This window comes from Legionella beliardensis, from assembly GCF_900452395.1.
Classification (GTDB): domain Bacteria; phylum Pseudomonadota; class Gammaproteobacteria; order Legionellales; family Legionellaceae; genus Legionella_C; species Legionella_C beliardensis.
On record NZ_UGNV01000001.1, the window covers coordinates 2,777,501 to 2,800,322 of the forward strand.

Here is a 22,822-nt window from a genome sequence, read left to right on the forward strand (position 1 = left end):
TTTTATCATGAAAACGCGCAATGATTTCCTTGGCTAAATCTATCTTAACATCCCGTGGATTTAAACCCTGGGCTACGTCCACTTTCAATCTTTTAATATGCTCGATAGAGTTAAAGCTAAGTAGCTCTATATAACGCCACATCAATTCATCAGAGATAGACATTATTTTACCAAACATACTGTCTGCTGGCTCAGTAATACCAATATAGTTATTAAGTGATTTAGACATTTTTTTAACGCCATCTAATCCTTCGATTAAGGGGGTCATAAAAACAACTTGCGGCTCCATACCAAAATGCTTTTGTAATTCACGCCCCATTAATAGATTAAATTTTTGATCTGTACCACCTAGCTCTATATCGGCTTTTAGGGCAACTGAATCATAACCTTGGACTAATGGGTAGAGAAACTCATGAATTGCAATGGGTTGTTCTGTTTTATAACGCTTACTAAAATCATCCCGTTCTAACATTCGCGCCACAGTAGACGTCGCTGCTAGCCGAATTAAATCTGCTGCATTCATTTTACCTAACCATTGAGAGTTATAAGCGATGGTTGTCTTGTCAGGATCTAGGATTTTAAAAACTTGTTGTTGATAGGTTTTAGAATTTTCAAGAATAGCTTCTTGGCTTAATGGCAACCGTGTTGCATTTTTTCCAGTAGGATCCCCAATCATCGCTGTAAAATCACCGATTAAGAAAATAACTTGGTGACCTAATAATTGAAATTGACGTAATTTATTTAATAAAACCGTATGACCTAAATGTAAATCAGGCGCGGTGGGATCAAAACCTGCTTTTATTATTAGAGGGCTATTTTTAGCTAATTTTTTTGCAAGCTCTTGTATAGGAAGGATTTCTTCGCAACCTCTTTGTAGCTCTTCGCTAACTGTTTCTGCAATTAACATACATGTAAAACCTTTTAATGATTGACCTAACTTCTTACAGCGAGTATCTTAGCCCGGTTATTGTGTTCTCGCTAGAGGATAGATGCTGTGTTAGGACTTAATTATAAATGCGTTAAATTCTAGCAGCTTATTATAGCTAATTTATTAGCTAAAGATGACATTAAATTAGAGTCTATTGATACTAACTATCAACAGATTTTAAATATAAAACTTGCTTAACATGATTAACCAAGCAAGATAAAGTAACAGAAGAATTATAAAAATAATCATACCAAACGTTATGATTAAAAAATTAATACTTTATAGTGTGGGTATTCGGAGAGAGGCAAATTTATTGCATGAGCTTGAATCAACATTCAAGGTATGTGTTTTATTGTTTAGTCAAGGCCAAAGTAACTTAGTAAATTAACTTATCTTAAAAGCAAATTTACTAGATACTTTAAGAATAAACTTAAGAGGTATACAAAAAATGGCATGGCTCTTTGCACGGATTGTCAACCGGACTTACTTAATTACCATTTTAAAGATGATAGTAGTAAAGGCGAAACATGGATCAACAACCCAATGTCTCAGTAGATAAATCAAGTAAGCCTTCAAAGATTTTGGCGCTAATAGCAATTATAATTGCATTTGCATTACCGTTTATTTTAGTGAAAACGTTTCATAATAAGCAAAGAATAGCTGTTAATGACACAACTAATTTGCTATTGCCTAGTCTAGAAGAAGAAATAAGTGTTCCTGAAGCGCAAACTGACTTTCCCTCAGAAATGTCAACAGAAATTATAGATAAACCGCAAGAAACACATCTAGAACCTGTTCCTACAGCAAACAGAGAAATGGCAAAGCCGCCAACGGTTGAGCAACCTACAAAGAAAACAGTGGCTGAAGTCAAGCAACCAACATGGAAAATTGTTAAAACACGTGACAAGGATTCTCTAGCTAATGTATTTAGCCGTGTTGGCCTAAGTGCGAAGACTCTGGCTGCGGTTATACATGATATTTCACAGAAACAAGCATTAACAAAACTAAAACCGAATCAAGAATTGCAGTTCTTGATTAAAGATCAATTACTAGAAAAATTAATTTTACCTTACACCGATACGCAATATTTAGTTATTTATCGTGATAATAAACAATACAAGAGTGAAATTAAGCTACGCAAAATGAATAGCTATAATCATTTTTTAACTGCGACAATAAAAGGTTCTTTATACGGTACTGCGAAAAGGCAGAATATACCTTATAAATTAATTCAGCAAATGACAGAAATTTTCACCTGGGACATTGATTTTGCTAAGGATGTAAAAACAGGTGATCAATTTACTATTATGTATAAAGCGTTTTACGTGGAAGATAAGCTTGTAGGAACAGGTGATATTATTGCTGTTTCTTACCGAAACGACCATCGAACCTTTCAAGCAGTGCGTCATACCACCCGCTCTGGTCGTACAGACTATTATACGCCTCAGGGAACCAGCTTAAAAAAGGCATTTACTCGTTATCCGCTAAAATTTAGCCACATAAGCTCTACTTTTAGCCTATCTCGTTATCATCCTATTTTACATTATAATCGTGCTCATAAAGGGATTGATTTAGCTGCACGTATTGGCACACCTATTCAAGCCACAGGTGATGGTAAAATAGAGATGATTGGCCGCCAAAGTGGTTACGGCAATATGATAAAAATTAACCACAATAAAAAATTTAGCACCATTTATGGTCATATGCTGAAATTTCAGAAAGGATTGAGCAAAGGTGATTTTGTCAAACGTGGGCAAGTGATTGGCTATGTTGGCCAAACAGGGTTAGCGTCTGGCCCTCATTGTCATTATGAGTTCCATATTAATCACCAGCCGAAAAATCCTGCAACGGTAGATTTACCCCGAGGGGATCCAATTGCTGGTAAAGAGTTAGCAACTTTTCGCTCAAAAGCGACCACACTTTTAGCGCAATTAAAGCTTTTTGAAGACACTCGATTAGCAAGTAGTACTAAGAAAGGCATACCTGCTAGCTCAAGTAAGGCTTAGGCTACAAATAAAACGCGACATACAACAATACTGGCTATGATTCCTGCTAAATCAGCAAGAAGACCTGCAGGAATTGCATGCCGCGTTCTTTTAATGCCAATTGCGCCAAAATAGACAGCAATAACATAAAAAGTAGTTTCTGTACTTCCCATCATAGTAGCGGCAGCTTTAGCAATAAAAGAATCGCCTCCATGTTGGTGAATAAGCTCAGCCATAATACCTGTTGCAGCACTGCCTGAAAAAGGACGAATTAATGCCAGAGGAAGGAGCTCAGTCGGCATGCCTAGTTTTCCTAAAATAGGAGACAATAAGGTATTTAATAAAGTAAAAAATCCAGATGCTCTTAACATCCCAATGGCTACAATCATCGCAATTAAATAGGGCATAATATTGATGCTTGTTTCAAATCCCTGTTTTGCACCTTTTACAAAGGCATCAAAAACATTAACTTTTTTAATAGCGGCATACAGTGGAATACCAGCAACAAACGATAGAAATAACCAATTGGAAAGATGATTAGCAAAATTAGTCATTTGCATTTAACTCCTTTATGCGGTAAGCAGGAAGTCTAGCCAATCGTTTTACAGCAATAATACCAACTACGGTTGAGCAAGTCGTTGCTATTAAAGAGCTAATAATCACACTGCTAGGATGTAAACTACCATTAGCAGCCAAAAAGGCAATCGCTGTAGCAGGAATTAATTGCACACTTGAAGTATTGACTGCTAAAAAAGTACACATTGCATCCGTTGCTTCATCAATGCGTGTATTTAAGCGCTGTAATTCTTTCATTGCTTTAAGACCAAATGGCGTTGCTGCATTAGCAAGACCCAACATATTAGCGGCAATATTCATAACCATCGCACCCATAGCAGGATGCTCAGCAGGCACATCTGGAAATAAACGGCGCATAATCGGTTTTAACAAGCGAGCAAATTTATTAATTAAACCTGATTCTGCTGCTATTTCCATGATCCCTAGCCAAAAAGCCATAATACCAGCAAGCCCTAATGCTATTTCAAACCCTAGTTTTGCTGAATCTGTCACAGCCTGTACAACTTGATCAAGTCGACCTTGGATAACACCTACAAAGACTGATGTTAAAATCATAGCCAACCATATCACATTAAGCATTCTTGCCCTCCAGATTCATTCTAGGTAAAATTTGTGCTTTACATTTCTATGAAAATAAAAAATGATATTTTTTGCTAAATCACTAAAATTACAACATATCCTGTATTTATTAGCTTTATTCCTAATGCCTTTGCAACTGACTGCTAAGGAGTTAGCAGAACAACAAGCAGATTTAGCAATTAACAAACTATATCATACTCTAAACAGCAACTCGAAGTTGGATATGGCAACTCGCCTTAATGAGATTAGTGCTTCGTTTTTAGGTAAACCTTATATTCTTGGGTCTTTAGGAGAAGGGGCAACGGCACGTTTTGATCAGTTCCCTAGCTATCGTACTGATGGTTTTGATTGTGAAACGTATGTGACTACTGTATTGGCACTAGCGCTGGCTAATCAGCTTAATGATTTTAAACAATGCTTAAAAAATATTCGCTATTATCAGGGTCAAGTTGATTATTTAACTCGCAACCATTTTACAGGCCTTGACTGGAATACTAATAATCAGCGGCAAGCATTTGTAAAAGATATTACTACAACAATTAAAGATGAAAACAATAAGTCAGTAGCGCAATTAGCAGTCGCTTTAATTGATAAGCCTTCCTGGTATCAACACATGACGCCTCAAACAATTCGTTTAATTCAAACTGATAAATCTGAGCAGGCAAAACGTCTAGCGAGATTAAAAAAACGAGGGAGCGAACTTCCCCGCCAGGAAGAACGCGTGCCTTATATACCCCTTAGTGCCTTATTTGATAATAAAGGCAAGCCTAATGCTAAATTATTTAAACAAATCCCCGAAGCAGCTATTGTTGAGATTGTTCGCCCTAATTGGAACTTAAGTAAAGAAATTGGTACACATCTAAATATCTCTCATTTAGGCTTTGTCTTTTGGAAAGAGGGTCAACCTATCTTCAGACAAGCTTCTTCTAACTATGGCAAAGTTGTAGATGTATCGTTGATTGACTACTTGCAGCAGGCCCGCCAAAGCCCTACGATTAAGGGGATTAATATACAAACCATAGTCCCGTTAAAACCTTTAAATAAAGGTTGTCGTTTAGTAAATTAAACTAACTTTGCTGAATGCATTTTCCTAAATTCAGCTTCTGATTGCGAAATCAGAAGCAATGCTTAATAATGGAAAAATTCACGTGTATAAGGAGTGGGAATGTTACGTAGGTTATTTTCCCGACAATTAGCTTCAATAAGCCTTATTGCTTTATTACTTGGTGGCTGTTCTAAGTATCAACCGCCTTATAATAATTTTCAACCCTACAATCGCACCTTTAAAGACTTTGCTATTGGTGCAAGCGCAGGCACTGTAGTTGGTGCAGTTGTTGGGGGCACGCTTAGTACTACGTTAGCAGGTACTGCAATTGGTGCAGTTACGGTAGTTTCTCACGGACTTTATAAGGATGGGAAGCTCAATACATTAAGGGAATTACAGAAGGCTGACGTGCAATACGTTGAATATGGCGATACCACGACCTTAATTGTGCCCACTGATAGGTATTTTCGCTTTAATTCGGCACGTATAAATGAACTTTGCTACCCAGGACTAATGCTCATTGCAAAAGTCATAAAAATGGCCTGTCCCATTGGGCCTGTGTATGTCGCGGGTTTTACCGATAATGTAGGCTCGCGCCAGCATAAAAATAAACTAACCCAAGCACGAGCTGAAGCCATGTTAACCTTCCTATGGGCAAACAAAATTCATGCACGACGCTTAAGCGCCGAGGGCTATGGTGATAAGTATGACGTATCTGATAATCAACTTGTTCACGGAAGCGCTCAAAATCGCCGCCTAGAAATTCAGTGTGCTAGAACACCGCTCGTTGTAGCTGCACCACCGGCTTATATAGGGATGACCAAATAAAATTCTAACAAATTGTATAGATTTTATATTATAATGCAGCTAAGGTATTGATTTACTTAGGCAAGGAACTAATTAAAGGACTATCTAAAATTATGAAACTTAAATGAGAATTAAATGAATTTGAAATTTATTGGTGGCATTCTGCTTATTGTTGGAACGTCTATTGGTGGGGGAATGCTCGCCTTACCTGTTGCCACCGCTGCTGCAGGTTTTTGGTCATCATCACTTTTTTTGCTGCTGTGTTGGGCTGTTATGACACTAGGCGCCTTATTTATTTTAGAAGCTAATTTATACCTCCCTCCTGGTAAACACATGGTTTCTATGGCCGCTGCAACCCTTGGCAATACAGGTTTATTAGTTGCTTGGTTAAGCTATTTGTTTTTACTCTATACCCTTTTGTCAGCCTATATTTCTGGTGGCGCTGATGTCATGGGCAGTTTATTTTCTATGGTTGGGATTTCCTTAAGTCAATGGCAAAGTAGCTTATTATTTACTCTTTTATTTGGTTTAGTCGTTTATGGTGGTATCCATAAAGTTGATCTATTAAATCGTGCCCTGATGTTTGGTAAGCTTGCTGTTTATTTACTTTTAGTGTTTTTAATTGCCCCACATATTCATATGGTAAATTTAAGCGAGGGCCATTACCATTATATTATCGCTAGTATTATGATTTTAATTACCTCATTTGGTTTCGCAATCATTGTCCCTAACCTACGTGACTATTTTAATGATGACCTCGTCACATTGCGTAAAGTTATCTTAATAGGCTCACTAATTCCTCTTTTTTGTTATTTAGCATGGAATGCCGTCATTATTGGCGCATTACCTTCAAGTGGAACAGGCGGGCTCGCAGCTCTCATGCAAAGCGAGCATACTACAAGCGACTTAGCTATGGTATTATCTGCTACTGTACAAAGCCCACTTATTACGTCTTTCTTTAACTTTTTTACTTCCATTTGCATGTTAACTGCATTTTTAGGTGTCTCACTTTGTTTAATTAGCTTTCTAGCCGATGGATTTAAAGTCGACCAAAAAGGCCGCGCCGGATTAATGTTATTCATTTTAACTTTTCTACCGCCCTTATTACTTGTCATTTATTATCCAGGCGCTTATATACATGCGTTAAATTATGCAGGCATATTCTGTGTTATTTTATTACTTCTTTTGCCTGCTTTAATGGTAATTTATGGACGAAAGAAATTTACCTCACGTTATTTGGTGCCAGGCGGAATTTATACTCCCTGGATAGTAATTATTGCTTCTATCCTTCTTTTAATAAATGCGGTAGTGCAATTGTTTAACTAATTTCGATAATTTTGTATAAAAATAGCCCAACGGATATTGACAATAAAATAAACAATAAGGTAGGATTTGGTTTAATGTTAAACAAAGAGATTAAATTAGTGTCAAGCTCAAAACTTATTGGTGGTATTTTATTAATTGTAGGCACCTCTATTGGTGGCGGAATGCTCGCTCTGCCTGTTTCAATAGCTGCCGTAGGTTTTGCAAATTCTATCTTTTTTTTAATAGTCTGTTGGTTGATCATGACTATTGGCGCATTGCTCATTCTAGAAGTTAACTTACGACTACCTGCTGGCAGTAATATGGTGTCTATGGCTAAATCAACCTTAGGATTGCCAGGGCAGATTATTGCCTGGATTACCTATTTATTTTTACTTTATACCCTTTTATCAGCCTATATTTCAGGTGGTAGCGATGTTTTTACAGGCTTATTAAATAGGATGAATGTTGACCTACCAAATTGGGCTACGGCATTATCATTTACCCTACTGTTTAGCTTAGTTGTTTATGCTGGAATTAGCGCGGTTGATTATGTTAACCGGGGATTAATGTTTGGAAAATTAGGTATTTACTTATTACTGGTCATTATTATTAGTCCCCACATTAATATAAATTCTTTAAAAGGCGGCTCAGCACAAGCGATTACAGGTAGTCTTATGATTTTGATTACCTCCTTTGGCTTTGCTTCTATCGTGCCTAGTTTGCGAGATTATTTTAAGGATGATATTAAAACATTAAGAAAAATAATCATTCTTGGCTCACTTATTCCTCTTGTTTGCTATATTGTTTGGGATGCCGTAATTATGGGCGTAGTAGAGCGAGATGGTGATAATGGCTTACTGGCACTTATGACCAGTGAACATGCCACTAGCGGTCTTACCGATGCGTTAAGCAGTGTCGTACACAGCGCTTGGATCACAGGCTTTTTTGGTTTTTTTACTTCTATTTGTATGATTACCGCTTTTTTAGGCGTATCTATTGGCTTATTTGATTTTTTAGCTGATGGTTTAACTTTAAAGAAAACAGGCTTACAAGGAAAATGGGTATTAGCGCTTACTTTTATACCCCCCCTAGCCATTGTACTAATTGATCCAGGCATTTATTTGCATGCTCTAAGTTATGCAGGTGTTTGCTGTGTCATACTCTTACTGCTTCTACCCTCTTTGATGACTTGGCAAGCACGAAAATTAGATGGCGAAAACGCCCTACAAATCGTACCTGGCGGCAATGTTACTTTAATCTTAATTACAATGATTGCTGTTTGTTTGCTTCTTATCGCAATAGCAGCTTAAAAGCTGTTTAAATAACAGCTTTTAATTGAGTACTAACACTCTAGTTCACTAGCCATTAATCTACTTGCTAAAAAATCAGCATCAAGCATGTCTTCGAGTTTTAAGAAATCACACCAATAAGTTTGTAAAAATGATAAGGCTTTAAAACCCATTTCTACATTTTTCTCGATTAGCTGATCTAACAAAGCTACTAACTTAGCATCTTGTGTCCTATCCTCAACTTTAACGGGTATAGCTTCTTCAGCAACCATTTTGGCAAATATCCTATTAAAACAGTCAGCCACCATTTTCGGTACAGGCGTATTACCATCAAACACACGATGATCAGCGCTTATAGAAACAGGGAGAAGATCTTGCTCTTCAAACGCTTTCGTTGCTTTATTCCAAACTAATTTGCGCTCTACTTCCATTAACGTATACTTCATGCCTTCATTACGGCGCAATGGTGATTTACATTGCGTATAACCACAAGCACCAATATTGCTGACTGAGACAACTGGATTTCCTATAACAGGAAAGCCATATAAATCATTGACATATTCATAGGCTGCGTTTTCAACAAGTTCTTGGACTTGCGGATTACTTTTTTCTAAAGCTTCCCGCCTTTTAAAGCAATAAACCATCATTTTCAAAGCCGAACGGATTTTAAGAGATAATTCTTGTAATGTGAGCAGATGACAATTTTCAAAAACAATAGTACTCATCTGATCACCACAATCAGGTAATTTTACGACTAAACCTGCGTAAGCGCTCTGAGTTCGATATAATCGTTTATAGCTAAGATAATGTCGATGAGAATCATTTTCTGACAAAATTAAGCTTACCGCTTGCAACATTAAAGTTGTTACCGTTTCTGGCGGGTATTTTTTACCAAAAAAATCAACACAGCTTATATTAATATTGAATTGGCCTGCCATGGTTGGATCCGTTGGATTATCCCATTGGGTCATCAACACCTTACGAATCGGTGTCATTTCAATTTCTTGATTTTTTTGGTTATAAGCTCTTATTTTAGGCAATAAGGATTCCATAAACTGCATATAATATTGCCAATTTTGGCTAGGTTTTAAATTTAATTTCTCAACCTGCTCGCGGTGCTTTTTGCTTAAAGATTCAATAAAACTAATACTGCCATGCACATTAAGTAATGCCAGTAACGAAAAGATATACTTATGTTGCATAAACAAATTAGTAAATAATTGCTCTTCTAAAAAGGCAAGCTTTCCTTTAACTTCCTCTATATTAGGAAGTCCAATACTTTTATACAGCACAGCCTCGCAAACATGCCGGTGTTCATCTTCAATAATGGTTTCAAAAACTTTAGGTGCTACGCCAGCCCGCTCCAGACTATAAAAAATTTCTTCAATCCAGCCTTCGCCAATTAAATTTAACAGCACAACAGCAGTCTTTGGACATTCTTCGCTGCGTATAAAATTACAAATTATTTCAATATGAGGGTTGTATGGAGGTGGGTAAGCATAAGGAGCACAAAGCATGTATAAAATTTTAGTAAATACGATGCCATGAAAAATCTCATCTAATAATTGTAGGCGCATTCTTTTTCTATGCGCTGCTGATAGCATCTTGCTTTCAAATTTTAAGGGTACTTGTATGGCTAGAACTTCTAATTGAGCTAAGAGAGAAAAAGCGTAAATGTATAACAGCTTGTCTTGTTTCACTTTAAAAGGTAAACCATCCTGAAACATCTTATCAACTCTGGATTTAATTAATTCCTTTTCACTTGCTGTAATTTGTTGCCAACCTTCTAAAATCCATTTCTCAGAGCCCCACGTAGGCCTAAGTAACTCATTAAGTTCGTCCACAATTTCTACCTTAAAACATTAATAGAGCAATCATACCTAGAGCATACTTGAAGCGTCAACTATTGCCTATTTACTTAACATGATCTTTGCAAATAATTAGTCAACAACGTCGAACAATAGCCATCAACAGCATAGAAATCTTAAAGTCATGAGTTTAAAGTGTTATTAGCACAGATTTTTTAAACAAATATTACAAATGCTTAGCTAAGAAAGCTTATTATGCTAGCATTAGGTGCTCTTTTCCAAAGAATTAATGGGAATATTAATGAGGCAATCAATAAAGTATTGGCTGTGTAGTTATTCTAAAGATAATTTATTTATATGACGAAAATTAAGCCTTTTCTTAAATGGGCTGGTAGCAAATTTCGCTGCCTTGATACCATTCTTTCTACTCTACCTAAGGCTAACCGCCTTATCGAACCGTTTACGGGTTCTGGCGCTATCTTTATTAATTCCAATTACCCTAATTATCTATTAGCTGAAAAAAACCACGATCTTATTCTTGTGTTTCAAATGTTACAGCAAGAAGGATTAGCATTCATTGATTACTGCGAACAATTTTTTACTCGGCAAAATAATTGCCAAGACAGATATTATCAATTAAGAGAGCAATTTAACCAATGCCAACAAACGCGTATGCGCGCAGCTTTATTTTTATATTTAAACCGTCATGGCTATAATGGTTTATGTCGCTATAACCAAAAAGGGTTATATAATGTTCCTTTTGGCCGCTATATTAAGCCCTATTTTCCCCGCGCAGAAATGCTGTTTTTTTATGAGAAAAGCCAATCAGTTAAATTTATACAAGGTGATTTTAGAGCGACTTTTAGATTGGCAAAGCCTGGTGATATTATCTATTGCGACCCTCCATACGTTCCTTTATCCAGAAGTGCAAACTTTACCTCTTATACACCGCATCGCAAATTTAATGAACAAGATCAAATTGAACTTGCTCAATTAGCCCAGTATAGCGCTACGAAAGGAATTACTGTCGTCATTTCTAATCATGATACTGAACTTACAAGAATTTATTACCAAGATAGCCATATAATTTCTTTTCCCGTAAGTCGTTTTATTAGCTGTAATTCGTTAAATCGCAAGCCTGCACAGGAACTTGTAGCTATTTTTAAAGCACACTCTTAAGGCATTTAAGTAAAGGTATAAAAGCTGCCTAGCTTAAGGCTTAACAAAAACTAAAATTAATCTTATGGGATAATGCTCTTTTAAATGTTGTCATTCCCGTGGGACATTGTTGCGTGGATAAATTAAAACGTAGCTCAGGCGCAGGCCCCATAGCCGTCAGGCTAAGCAAATAGTTCTCTTAGCACCATAGAAAATAATATGTTTAGCGTGCTGACGGCTTCGCAGCAGAGTTAAGTTTGGGCCCTTTTTGGAACGTTGTTGTACATGGATGCACAACATCGAGCCGCATGGATGGTTTCGGCGCTTCCAAAAAGGGGCCAAATTTACCTCTGCCTGCTTCAATCTTGACTCTTGGGCGCTTAGCCTGACGGCTATGGGCGCAGGCCCAGAGGGCCAAAACCCGGGTTTCACTTTGTTTCACCCAGGCGTTTTGATCACTTATTCTATCCACGCAACAATGCCAACTCGCGTTAATTGATAGTTGAGCGAAAATCCTTCATAAAAAAAGCGAGTATGGTAACTAATAACAAAGAAATAGGTAATATAGATAAAGCCAATTGATAATCAACCACAGTATAAATATGCTCCCCAGCAACAATATTACTATCACCAAAGGTATCTAATAATTTTCCTACTAAAGGTTGGAAAATAACGCCGCCTAACGTCACAATCATATTTACAGCAGCAAAGACTGTTCCTGATAATTGAGCGCCACTGTTTTCTTTAGCCATAATAAAGACAATAATTTCGGTTGAACTAAATACACCGTATAAAAATAGTAATACGTTTAGTGAAGTATAAGATAAACCAGGATAATAAAGGACTAGGCTTATACAGATTAATCCCATAATTGCACCTATTACTAAAGGTAATACTCGGCGCCCACTATGATCTGATAAATAACCCGCTAATGGTGCGCCAACTGCCCACCCTAAAAACATGGCAGAGACTGTTCTAGCAGCTTCAGCCTTAGTTAAATGATGGGCTTGCTCCAAATAACTTTTACCCCACAATTCGCCAAAAACAGATAAAGACGTGTATAAACATGCCCCTACCAGGCCGATTAACCAAACCTGTGGCGAAGAGAGAACATGCCATACTTTTTTAAAAAATTCTGGCAAAGCATATCCGTGTTTTACATGCCCTGTAGGGCTATCTCGGACTACAAAAAAGATAATAACAGTTAAAACCGCGCCAATAGTTGTCATCAGACGCAATACATGTAACCAGCCAAAGTCAGTAGCGATATCAGTAATTTTTACCTCACCATAGACTAATCCCAGCATACCAAGGGTAGTAATTAAGCCAGCTACAAGCGAAAAATACTTACGTGGCAGCCAGCCTAAAGCTAATGATAAAACACCAACAAATGCAAATGATGAGCCAAAACCTACCAAGAAACGCCCACTACCTGCGATTAGCATGGAAGATATATCTGTAAACATCCAGGAGCCGATGGTGCAGCATAAACAGGCAAAGGTAAGCAATCTACGTGGCCCGTAGCGATCCATTAGCATCCCTACCGGCATTTGCATAGGAGAATAGGCAAAATAATAAAAAGCAGACAATTGACCAAATGTTGTCGCTGAAATATGACCAAACGCGGCACTCAGCTCACTTTGCAAAGCGCCCGGAATGATTCGTAATACAAATTCATAGCAATAGAAAAATGCACCTACCGCACAAACCAAACTGCCAAACAGAGCTTGGCTCCTACTAATCGATTTAATCATTTGCAATTGCATAAGTTTCTTTCAAAAAGATGGTTAAAATAGCAGCAATAACGATACCTAACGGTATAATTGACAGCGCAAATTGGTAATCATCTGCCGTATAGAGATGATACATTTTATCAGGTCCTAATTTGTCAATAGCAACCGTGTTGACGTGAGAGCTTAAACTAAAATCTAATAAGCGGCCTACAAAGGGTTGGAAAAACATAGCGCCTAACATAACAAGCATATTGGTCAAAGCCATTGCCGTACCAGCAGCCTCATTAGGACTAAGTTCTCTACCTATGGCAAAAACAATACATTGAACACTGTATAAAAGGCCTAATATAAACATTAAAATATTAATGCTCATTTGATTTAAATTAGGCATATAAAGTATAACCATCATCACTATTGCAGCACCGGCTGCACCTAATAACAAAGGCAATTTACGTCGTTTTATTCTATCCGAGATAAAGCCCATTAAAGGGGCACCAATAGTAAACCCGAGAAAGAGTAACGAGTTAGCGAATGAAGCACCTACTGAAGAAAGGTTATGTGCATGCTTTAAATAAGGAATACCCCATAATTCTGCAAAAACAGTCGTTGGTAAATAAACTAAACAACCAATGGCGCCATTGATCCAAATTTGTTTATTTTTAATAATTAAACCAAGATCAATCATACTTTTATGAAAGCTATTAATCGTTCCACTGGAGGTTTGACTTTTTTTCTTATCCCGGATACCAAACCATAAAACAAAGACTAGAATTATTCCAATATATGCAGTCAAATCAATTGTAGACCGCCAGCCTATAGTATTTACCAATTCACCTAATAAATTATCACCGAGCATAGCGCCAATAGTACCTAACGCTGCTGCCAATCCTGAAACCATAGCTAACTTGTCTTCTGGCAGCCAAATGGTAGCTAACTTTAATACACCGACAAAAGCAAAAGCAGATCCAAACCCTACTAAAAAGCGGCCCGTAGCAGCCACCCAAAAAAGAGTCGTACTTGCAAACAGGAAGGTACCAATAACACAAATAAGACAGGCAAAAGTAATTAAACGCCTCGGTCCAAATCTATCCAATAAAACACCAACAGGTACTTGTAAAGGAACATAAGCGTAATAATAAAATGCAGACAAGAGTCCAAAACCAGTCGCGCTTAAGTTAAAATGATCCCGCAACGCAGGCTCCATGACACTTGGTGAAATTCTTAATAAATACTCATAACTATAATAAAGGGCGCCAAGCCCACAAATTAACCAGGCACTAAGAAAATACCTCTTACTATTTTTATTCTGCAAAATAAGCTCCTTAATGTAAGGTTAAATACTAAATCTAATTATTTTAAATTAAATATTACTTAATAATTTAACCCTCTAGGTAATTACAAATGTCCAAGGCGGCTTACACCACTTGTAACTGCTGCCTTTGCAACAGCTTGAGTTACTCTCTCTCTTAAACGCGGATCAATCGGTTTTGGAATAATGTATTTAGAGCCATACTCCCATGCCGAAACACCCGGATAATTATCTTTAACAATTTGCGGCACAGGCTCTAATACTAATGAACGAATTGCTTCAACTGCAGCAATTTGCATCGCCCGATTAATACATGTCGCGCGAACATCAAGAGCCCCTCGAAAAATATATGGAAAACAAAGTACATTATTAACTTGATTTGGGTAATCACTACGGCCAGTAGCAATAATTAAATCATCCCGAATTTGATAGGCAAGCTCTGGTTTAATTTCTGGATCAGGGTTTGATAATGCAAAAATAACCGGTTTAGGTGCCATGAGCTTTAAAAGCTCAGCATTTAATAAATCTGGTTTTGCAACCCCAATAAAAACATCCGCGTCTAATAAAGCATCAGCGAGCGTGCGTTTATCGGTAGTACGGGCAAACGCATATTTATAGGCATTTAAATCATCACGCTCTGTGTGTACCACGCCTTTAGTATCAAGAAGATAAATATTTTCTTTACGGGCCCCTAATGCCACTAATAACTGCATTGATGCGATACCTGCAGCACCTGCACCAATACATACTATACGCACATCTTTTAGAGATTTATTTTGTAAATCCAAGGCATTTAGTAAACCTGCCGCCACCACAATCGCTGTTCCATGCTGATCATCATGAAAAACCGGAATATTGAGCTGTTCAATGAGGGCTCTTTCAATCTCGAAACACTCTGGTGCCTTAATATCTTCAAGGTTTATTCCACCAAAGGTTGGCGAAATGCGCTTAATTGTTGTTATAAATTCTTGCGGATTTGCCGCATCAATTTCAATATCGAAAGCATCAATTTCTGCAAAGCGTTTAAACAGTACCGCTTTTCCTTCCATCACTGGTTTACTTGCCAAAGCCCCTACATCACCTAAACCTAGTACGGCAGTACCATTAGTAATGACTGCTACTAAATTGCCCTTAGCCGTATAACGAAAAGCATTTTCCGCGTTATCTACTATTGCTAATACAGGTTCAGCAACACCTGGTGTATAAGCTAACGACAAATCATCTTGAGAATTAGTCGGTTTCGTAATATGCATACCAAGCTTTCCTGGAGTTGGAAACTCGTGATAATGCAAGGCACGTTGATTTAATAAATCTTTATCCAAAGTGCTTACTCTCTTTTCATAAAACACAGCGAAAAATCATATAGAAAAATAACAAATATGAACAGTCATTTATGGAAAAAAGGCGCATTTTATTGCGCCTTTAAGTATGTATACACACAATAACACCAAGAAACAGCCAAATTTTTATATTGGTGCTTCATTTTGAATGCCTGCCCTTACACTAGACAGATTTTTAAATTCTACCGCCAGTTAAATAAAAGCATGTTCAGAAAATTTTGTTAAGCGCGCTCTGCTTCACGTTTTTTATAGCGATCACGGAATTTTTGTACACGACCACCGGTATCAACTAATTTTTGCTTACCTGTGTAAAAAGGATGGCATTCCGCACATACTTCAACCGTTAAATCATGACATAACGTCGAACGTGTCTCGAAGGAATGGCCACAACTACAAGTAACTTTAATAGTTTCATATTTAGGATGAATTGAAGCTTTCATAGACGTATCTCTCTTACAAAACGAATATCGCCACCTGAACCTATGCCGGGCACCATACTCTTAATAAATGACGGCAGAGATTAGCAGAATTAGCATTATAAATCAATTTTCAAAAATTGTTTACCCAATTAAATAGTATAAATAAAATTCAATTACTCTAATATTAAATATAATACCTCCTCTACACTATAGTATTAAATTATAGCAGTTCCCCTCTTTCTATACTGATAATAGCAAAAGCTTAGACCAGATACCTTTTATGAAGTTTTAGGCTTTTTAAGTTGTGCTCATGACTAGGAGAGTATGGATACTTCAATTTATCCTAAAATAACTTAGCTTATATTTAATTCAACTAATACAGGAGTATGATCGGAAGGACGTTCTACGGCTCTTGGAAGTTTATCAATTTGGGCAGAGACGCAAGCTTGTGCTAACTCAGCACTTAGCAAAATATGATCAATGCGCAAACCATGGTTACGTCTAAATCCCGCCGCGCGATAATCCCACCAGCTGTATAACTTCTCTGGTTGCGGAAAGAGGCGAAAACTATCATGTAAGCCTAGCGCTAACAAAGCAGCAAATGCTTCTCTTTCCTGCGGACTAACTAAAACACTTCCTTCCCATGCAACTGGATCATGCACGTCCCTGTCTTCAGGCGCAATATTAAAATCACCGACTACTGCAAGTTTCGGATATCGCATCAACTCTTGCTGAATATGAGTATTAAGCTTGGTTAGCCAATGTAATTTATAGTGATATTTATCACACCCTACTGCAGCCCCATTAGGAACATAGAGATTAATTAGCCTTAAATCCCCAATTGAGGTAATTAAGATGCGCCGCTGAGGATCATCAAAATCAGGGATGTCTGTCACACTATTTTCAATGGGCTGCCTACTGATAATCGCAACACCGTTATAGGTTTTCTGGCCAGAATAAACAACATGGTAGCCACGCTCCGTAAAAGCTGCCAGCGGAAAATTTTCATTAGGCGTTTTGGTTTCCTGTAGCGCTAAAATATCAATTTGATGTTGCTCAAACCATGCTAATACTTGTTCAAGACGGATCTTCAGTGAGTTTACATTCCAAGTAGCTAACTTAAGCACACCAATCTCCTTGGTAATCAACAATTAAAGGGGCGTGATCTGACCAGCGGTTTTCACGATGAATAGCGACTTTATGAAGGCTATCTATTAAACCTGGTGTAATGACTTGATAATCAATTCGCCACCCCACATTTTTTTCCCAAGCCTTTCCGCGATGGGACCACCACGTATATTGTTCTTGGTCCTGATTAAGAACGCGAAAAGCATCAACAAACCCTAAAGGGCCAAAAAGCTCATCCATCCATGCTCTTTCTTCCGGTAAGAAGCCTGAGTTTTTTTGATTACTTCGCCAATTTTTAAGATCAATAGCCTTATGGGCAATATTGTAATCGCCACAAATAATTAATTCCCGGCCCTGCTGTTTTAAGGCGAGTAAATGCTCGGTAAAATTTTTAAGAAAATCAAATTTAACTAGCTGCCGTGCCTCACCGCTTGTTCCTGAAGGTAGATAAAGCGAAACAACACTCAATTTTGGATAATCATATTGAATGTATCGTCCTTCATTATCACAAAATTCAAAGCCTAACCCTTTAGTAACAAGATGTGGCTTAAAGCGTGCATAAATAGCCACGCCACTATAGCCTTTTTTTTGAGCATCGTAATAATGACAATGATAGCCAGCCGGATAATAGATGTCTTCTAGTAATTGATTAATTTGTGCTTTGGTTTCTTGAATGCAGATAAAATCAGCATCTTGGTGGACTAACCAATCATAAAATCCTTTACGGGCTGCCGCCCTAATTCCATTTGCATTAAATGTAATAACTCTCACAACATCACTCTTGATAAATTACTATTTTAGCGTCTAGATGCCTTAGTTGCTAAGAACTATAGCAATATATGGCTAGGCAGTAAATGAATTATATAGGTTAGAACTAGGCTTTTAATTGACTAAAAACCAGTTGACTCCAAATTATAAAGCTTAATATTTTCAGGAATTTGATCAAAAATAATTGCAATGTATTTTAATTTGCCAATTTGCAAAAATTGACCGTTAAGAACTGAAATTTGATAGCTTAAAATATCTTTAACGAGGCTTGGGTTAGTAACCACGGCATTAAAATTTTGCTCGCCTTTAGTTGAAATAGCAACAACAATTGCCTTAGGTGGATTAGAAGAAAAATTATTTTTTAATGTTTGATTACTCCACAGCGAGAGAAAATCAGACAGTGAAATTATACCCGCAATACGCTTAGGTTTGCCAATAAAATAAGTCACATATTGCGCTGGCTTATTTAAATTTAAAATATAATTATTTTTATGCAAAGGCGCTATATTAGCTTCAGAAGAAGTAAGAATAAAAAATGAATTGTCAGAGATAGCGAATACACAGCTGCTTAACCCAAATAGTAAAAGCAACATTACTGTTTTCATTGTGTTCCTGTCTTTTTTCTCTATTTATTAAGGTAATCGTTAATTACAAAAATTTCCATTTACACTAATCAACTTACATTCATCACCAGCTACTTTTAATAAGTCGCTTTTTCTCTTTCAGCCAGCTTACTTTCTTCTTTAATTTTTTGAATTTTAATTAATTCCATATAATTATTAAGTTCTCGTTTCTTAACTACCCAAATATTTGCGATTTTTTCAAGAGCAGTGTAAATATTAATAATTCGCATCATCTGCTCTTTCATTTTTTCTAAAACATTAAGCTTGGTTGTTATATCAATTGTAGCTTGTTCTTCTTTAACTATTTCCTTTTTGGTTTTCTCTGCCTCATCATCACGTAAAAAGAGCTTATAATTATTATAAGCATAGGATATGGCATAATAAATTGTTAAAGAAACCGCAATACTAAATTCTACTAGGCGCGCGCTAGGGTTTCTTAATGCTTGAGCAAGCGAATCTAAACCTAGCTCTCTGGCTAAATTAGGCCCGCCGGCAAGGAATACAAACATAGAAGCAAAGCCCCCTAAAAATGTTGGAATAACGCCAGCAATAAGCGTTAATAAATTCTTTCTTACCCACGATTTTTGTTTGATAAAAAGGTCGCGCTTATTAACAGGATTTGACAACACTTGAATAAAAGAACTACTATCGTCTGGCAGTGCAAGATTCCATCCCTTTTTTTCCATCAACTCAACAACACTAATATCGCCCTCAGAATCAGTAATCCAATGAGTAGTTAATAAACCTTGTACACTATTTAAAATTTCATTGAGCCTATCACCGTAAAACTCATAGATTTTTTCTGACTTAACTTCATCACATTTTTTCTTAATTACGAAGCATAAGTCATTAATCCAGCTGATAAAATCGCTATTTTCATTGAACTCGCAATTTTCTACGGCAAGTTTACGACCTACGCTGGGTGTATTTTTAAAAAGATAATTAATTGAATGGTTAAGGTATTTGGTTAATGATTCAATTTGTTCTTGCTTTCTATTAAAAATTAACCTTGTTACATGCAATTGAACATTAAGAATTTTCTGCTTATTAATCGCTGCTTGCGCGTTCAAAGCAGTTAATTTGAAACTAAAATAACCCACTAAGCTGCTGGTCAAAAGGGCAATGAGTGTAATCCCTGCAAGCATGATGAATGAATCGAGATGTAAACCCATAAACGCCGAAAACCCCATCCAAGCACCAAAAGTACTTGTGATGATACAGTTAAGGACTAGGGCAACATTACCCGATTTCTCTTTGCCATTTGATTGGATATTAGTATGCTGCGTGATGTTAAGAGAGCCTAATTGTATTAGGTTTTTGAATTGCCTTTTATTTAAATTTTTCTTTAAATGAGCCTCCCCTAGGCGCAAATGACCTAGCAGTATTTCAAGCTCAACAATATTTAAATCTTCTAAGTTAACACCTGCCATTTTATTACAACTAATTTAAGTTAATATGTTAAAAACATTTAAAAAAACAGTTTAACATAAAAAAAGAATAAATTCGTCCCAGATAGCTAATAATTAAGAATTTGTAGTTGCTTATAACAGCCAAACTATAATAGTTTATTTTGTTAAGCAAAATTAGAGGTTTGATAAGTCTTTGTCTCATACTCTAACATTTATGCACAAGCCAATATTTACTGATAATTTTTAATTAATGCCTTTATTTTCCTAATAACTTTAATGCAGTATGGGCAAGTCGCTTGCCTAAATACTTAGCTAGAGCCACTTCATCCTGACTAATAGGGTTATCATTTGTAACCCCAGCAACATGCGACATGCCATAGGGGCTCCCCCCTGTTTTCGTAGTATTTAATAAGGGTTCTGTATAAGGAATACCTACGAGAACCATGCCATGATGCAAAAGGGGCAACATCATACTGGTGAGGGTTGTTTCCTGGCCGCCATGCACTGTAGAAGTTGATGTAAATACACAGGCTGGTTTATCAACTAATTCACCTGCAAGCCATAAAGCAGTCGTATTATCAAGGAAATACTTAAGTGGGGCCGCCATATTACCAAAGCGCGTTGGGCTACCTAAAGCAAGCCCGCTACAATGGCGTAAATCATCCAAGGTAACATACGGAGCGCCTTGGTCTGGAATAGCACTTTCTGTTGCTTCACACACAGCAGACACGGGCGGAACTGTTCTGATACGAGCTTCTATTCCCTCAACACTTTCAATGCCACGAGCTATGTATTGGGCAATTTGTGCTGTTGCTCCATACCTTGAATAGAATAAAATAAGAACATAAGGATTGATCATCTGCTTTACCTTTTTTATACATTAATCCTGCTCATTACCAGTTAATGTGAGATAAATTTTTACAAATACTTCGCATTTTACAAGATAATGATTAAGTTAAAGTCCTGTTATACCATAACATGATATGCGTTTAAATTTTAATAACTTAAGGCCAGTCCTTTTTACGCCTACAGCCTCTCATAAACCCTCGATATCAAAAATGTATTTTATAAGTATTTATAAAATATGCTGACGCTAAGATTGGGTGATAATCATTTTAAAATGACTTAATTATTTTTTATTGCATCACTTGGTTGATTAATAATTGAATTTGTTAGTAATTTAACCATCATATTTGCAAAAAATCTGCCTATAAAATTAAATAATTTTCTAGAAACTAATGACATTTTAACGCCCTTTCTGTACAATTACAGCTCTATTTACCTTGCTGTATTGGAGTCATAGCATGGCGCATCCATTAATAAATATTTCACGGAAGCAAGCTTTATCCTTTGCTAGTTTTCTGGTGCTCTATCAATTTTTAACTTATATTGCCAATGATATGATTATGCCTGGCATGATTCAGGTTGTTTCATCTTTTCATGGCCCTGAGTCGGCAATAGCCTCTTCTTTGACTGCTTATATCTTAGGTGGAGCAAGCCTACAACTGTTTCTTGGCCCGATTTCAGATCGTATTGGCCGCAGACCTGTCATGCTTGCTGGCGCAATATTGTTTTTCGTATTCACTGTTTTTATTGCCTGCTCTAATTCAATTGGCCAATTTCTATTAGCACGCTACTTTGAAGGCATGGGACTTTGTTTTATTGGAGTAATTGGCTACGCTACTTTACAAGAAATTTTTGCTGAAATGGATGCGGTACGATTAGTAGCAGCGCTAGCCAATGTGGCTTCTTTAGCGCCCTTATTAGGCCCTCTTGCTGGCGCTACTTTTATTCTTTATTTTAATTGGCGCGGTATTTTTGCACTTATTGGCTTTTTTGCTTTACTTGCTTTATGGGGTTTATGGCGATTTATGCCAGAGCCTGTTGGCGCACAAAAAAAAGATGGTCAGGTAATTCCCCGAGTTTCTTTAGCGCCTAAGGTTGTTTTTAAAAATTACCTACAACTATTAACCAATCCTACCTTTATGGTAGGCGCCTGGGTCGCAGGCTTAGTAGGCGTGCCTTGCGTTGCTTGGATTGCTATTTCACCCATTATTATTGTTGCTGACGCTAAATTGAGTGTTATTGCCTATGCACTTTGGCAATTACCCATTTTTGGAGCAGGTTTATTAGGCAATTGGTACTTGCATAAGCTAACTCGCAAGAAGCCTATTAAACCAATTATTCTTTTTGGCTCAATATTATCTTCAGCTGGCCTACTACTTGCTTACCTTCTTCCTGGCCTTATTGGTTCAAACTTTGAGTGGCTTCTACCAGGCTTAACGTTATATGGCTTTGGTTTAGGAGTAACAGCAGCCCCCTTAAATCGATATGTTCTATTCTCAACATCAGTGAGTAAAGGAACAGCTTATGCGATGATTAGTTTAATTAGTATGATTGCTCAAGCCATAGGAGTAGAGGCTGCAAATCAAGTGTATACTCACCATAATAATAATTATTTTGGCTTATACTGTGCCATACTAGGCTTAATTTATTTGCTAGGTTTAGTAGGAATGTTTGTTCTTTCTCTACAAGCAAAAGACGAATTATCTCTATCTGCACCAGCAGTTTAGATAATATACACAAAGATGGGATAGTTTACTGTATAAACAA

At 37.0% G+C, this 22,822-nt stretch carries 20 protein-coding genes (1 of these 20 only partly in view); 7 read left to right on the top strand and 13 right to left on the bottom strand.

The features are described 5' to 3' along the window. A protein-coding gene (gene tyrS / locus DYE47_RS12255; RefSeq protein WP_115303549.1) for a tyrosine--tRNA ligase crosses the window boundary here: on the bottom strand, positions 1-907 show its 5' portion. 305 nt of this gene lie to the left of the window's left edge; the window shows 907 of its 1,212 coding nt (coding positions 1-907); it begins with the start codon at positions 905-907; its stop codon lies off the left edge, out of view. Between the two features lie 548 nt (positions 908-1,455). Between tyrS and DYE47_RS12260 the strand changes: the two genes are divergently transcribed. Then, the gene (locus DYE47_RS12260; RefSeq protein ID WP_115303550.1) at positions 1,456-2,934 is read left to right on the top strand and encodes a M23 family metallopeptidase; all 1,479 of its coding nucleotides are present in this window, start codon (positions 1,456-1,458) and stop codon (positions 2,932-2,934) included. On the opposite strand, the gene DYE47_RS12265 is transcribed toward DYE47_RS12260, so the two are convergent. Both DYE47_RS12265 and DYE47_RS12270 read right to left on the bottom strand, forming a co-directional pair. Continuing rightward, complete coding sequence (locus DYE47_RS12265; RefSeq protein ID WP_115304088.1) at positions 2,931-3,467, bottom strand: spore maturation protein; 537 nt, start codon at positions 3,465-3,467, stop codon at positions 2,931-2,933. The genes DYE47_RS12260 and DYE47_RS12265 overlap by 4 nt on opposite strands. Further along, positions 3,460-4,068: a nucleoside recognition domain-containing protein gene (locus DYE47_RS12270; RefSeq protein ID WP_115303551.1), complete on the bottom strand. Its 609-nt coding sequence runs from the start codon at positions 4,066-4,068 to the stop codon at positions 3,460-3,462. Before DYE47_RS12270 ends, DYE47_RS12265 begins: the two co-directional genes overlap by 8 nt. A gap of 61 nt (positions 4,069-4,129) precedes the next feature. Here DYE47_RS12270 and DYE47_RS12275 point away from each other — a divergent pair, with 61 nt between their 5' ends. The 4 genes from DYE47_RS12275 to DYE47_RS12290 all read left to right on the top strand — a co-directional run bounded on the left by DYE47_RS12275 (position 4,130) and on the right by DYE47_RS12290 (position 8,535). Continuing rightward, positions 4,130-5,134: an N-acetylmuramoyl-L-alanine amidase-like domain-containing protein gene (locus DYE47_RS12275; RefSeq protein WP_115303552.1), complete on the top strand. Its 1,005-nt coding sequence runs from the start codon at positions 4,130-4,132 to the stop codon at positions 5,132-5,134. Between the two features lie 99 nt (positions 5,135-5,233). Next, complete coding sequence (cmpA, locus tag DYE47_RS12280) at positions 5,234-5,941, top strand: C-OmpA-like family protein CmpA (protein ID WP_115303553.1); 708 nt, start codon at positions 5,234-5,236, stop codon at positions 5,939-5,941. A 114-nt stretch (positions 5,942-6,055) separates the two neighbouring features. Beyond that, positions 6,056-7,246, top strand: a complete 1,191-nt coding sequence (locus tag DYE47_RS12285; RefSeq protein ID WP_115303554.1) for an amino acid permease — start codon at positions 6,056-6,058, stop codon at positions 7,244-7,246. Between the two features lie 74 nt (positions 7,247-7,320). After that, positions 7,321-8,535, top strand: coding sequence for an amino acid permease (locus DYE47_RS12290; RefSeq protein WP_115303555.1), 1,215 nt, complete (start codon positions 7,321-7,323; stop codon positions 8,533-8,535). Between the two features lie 32 nt (positions 8,536-8,567). On the opposite strand, the gene DYE47_RS12295 is transcribed toward DYE47_RS12290, so the two are convergent. After that, on the bottom strand, positions 8,568-10,358 hold the full coding sequence (locus DYE47_RS12295; protein ID WP_115303556.1) for a 2-oxo acid dehydrogenase subunit E2: 1,791 nt from the start codon (positions 10,356-10,358) through the stop codon (positions 8,568-8,570). A 321-nt stretch (positions 10,359-10,679) separates the two neighbouring features. On the opposite strand from DYE47_RS12295, the gene DYE47_RS12300 reads away from it, so the two are divergent. Then, complete coding sequence (locus DYE47_RS12300) at positions 10,680-11,501, top strand: Dam family site-specific DNA-(adenine-N6)-methyltransferase (RefSeq protein WP_115303557.1); 822 nt, start codon at positions 10,680-10,682, stop codon at positions 11,499-11,501. A 470-nt stretch (positions 11,502-11,971) separates the two neighbouring features. On the opposite strand, the gene DYE47_RS12310 is transcribed toward DYE47_RS12300, so the two are convergent. The 9 genes from DYE47_RS12310 to wrbA all read right to left on the bottom strand — a co-directional run bounded on the left by DYE47_RS12310 (position 11,972) and on the right by wrbA (position 21,068). Further along, a complete protein-coding gene (locus DYE47_RS12310) occupies positions 11,972-13,234 on the bottom strand; it encodes an MFS transporter (protein WP_242604232.1) in 1,263 nt (420 codons plus the stop codon). Further along, positions 13,227-14,525, bottom strand: coding sequence for an MFS transporter (locus tag DYE47_RS12315; protein ID WP_115303560.1), 1,299 nt, complete (start codon positions 14,523-14,525; stop codon positions 13,227-13,229). Before DYE47_RS12315 ends, DYE47_RS12310 begins: the two co-directional genes overlap by 8 nt. A gap of 83 nt (positions 14,526-14,608) precedes the next feature. Continuing rightward, on the bottom strand, positions 14,609-15,844 hold the full coding sequence (locus DYE47_RS12320; protein ID WP_115303561.1) for a malic enzyme-like NAD(P)-binding protein: 1,236 nt from the start codon (positions 15,842-15,844) through the stop codon (positions 14,609-14,611). Between the two features lie 239 nt (positions 15,845-16,083). Continuing rightward, the gene (gene rpmE / locus DYE47_RS12325; protein WP_115303562.1) at positions 16,084-16,302 is read right to left on the bottom strand and encodes a 50S ribosomal protein L31; all 219 of its coding nucleotides are present in this window, start codon (positions 16,300-16,302) and stop codon (positions 16,084-16,086) included. Positions 16,303-16,634: 332 nt separating this feature from the next. Further along, positions 16,635-17,408 carry an exodeoxyribonuclease III gene (xth, locus tag DYE47_RS12330; RefSeq protein ID WP_115303563.1) on the bottom strand — a complete coding sequence of 258 codons (774 nt, stop codon included), beginning with the start codon at positions 17,406-17,408 and terminating at the stop codon, positions 16,635-16,637. Then, a complete protein-coding gene (locus tag DYE47_RS12335; protein WP_115303565.1) occupies positions 17,401-18,180 on the bottom strand; it encodes an exodeoxyribonuclease III in 780 nt (259 codons plus the stop codon). Before DYE47_RS12335 ends, xth begins: the two co-directional genes overlap by 8 nt. A gap of 119 nt (positions 18,181-18,299) precedes the next feature. Continuing rightward, positions 18,300-18,782 carry a hypothetical protein gene (locus DYE47_RS12340; RefSeq protein ID WP_115303567.1) on the bottom strand — a complete coding sequence of 161 codons (483 nt, stop codon included), beginning with the start codon at positions 18,780-18,782 and terminating at the stop codon, positions 18,300-18,302. A 95-nt stretch (positions 18,783-18,877) separates the two neighbouring features. Then, positions 18,878-20,230, bottom strand: a complete 1,353-nt coding sequence (locus DYE47_RS12345; protein WP_115303569.1) for a hypothetical protein — start codon at positions 20,228-20,230, stop codon at positions 18,878-18,880. 235 nt (positions 20,231-20,465) lie between these two features. Beyond that, positions 20,466-21,068, bottom strand: coding sequence for an NAD(P)H:quinone oxidoreductase (gene wrbA, locus DYE47_RS12350; protein WP_115303571.1), 603 nt, complete (start codon positions 21,066-21,068; stop codon positions 20,466-20,468). A gap of 445 nt (positions 21,069-21,513) precedes the next feature. Between wrbA and DYE47_RS12355 the strand changes: the two genes are divergently transcribed. Next, complete coding sequence (locus tag DYE47_RS12355; protein ID WP_115303573.1) at positions 21,514-22,782, top strand: MdfA family multidrug efflux MFS transporter; 1,269 nt, start codon at positions 21,514-21,516, stop codon at positions 22,780-22,782. Positions 22,783-22,822 lie beyond the last annotated feature (40 nt).